The sequence below is a fragment of the Ochrobactrum sp. SFR4 genome (assembly GCF_019730395.1).
Classification (GTDB): domain Bacteria; phylum Pseudomonadota; class Alphaproteobacteria; order Rhizobiales; family Rhizobiaceae; genus Pseudochrobactrum.
The window spans coordinates 1-271 of the sequence record NZ_JAAPBB010000786.1 but is presented as its reverse complement, the minus strand read 5'-3'; the positions used below and the strand labels follow the sequence as shown (position 1 = coordinate 271).

Here is a 271-nt window from a genome sequence, read left to right as displayed (position 1 = left end):
AGTGAGGCATCATAATAATGCGCTCTAGTGAGAAGATACAGTCAGGTCTTTATACAGGCAAAGTGATGCATATGCGGTTGCGTCCTCAACGGCATCGCTTCACTTATCGTGTATTTTCATTGCTGCTGAATATTGATGAGCTTCCGTCATTAGACAAGGCAAAGCGTCTTTTTGCTTATAATCGCCGCGCAATTGTGAGCTTTCACGATAAAGATCACGGAGATGGCACAAAGGGCGGATTGCGCCATTGGGTTGAAGGGCAACTAGCCCG

1 protein-coding gene is annotated in these 271 nt (G+C 46.5%); it reads left to right on the top strand.

Translation table 11 applies throughout. The annotated features are described in order from the left end of the window. Positions 1–17: 17 nt before the first annotated feature. On the top strand, positions 18–271 hold a 254-nt coding region (locus tag HBA93_RS21230; RefSeq protein WP_221724586.1), incomplete at its 3' end, for a DUF1365 family protein.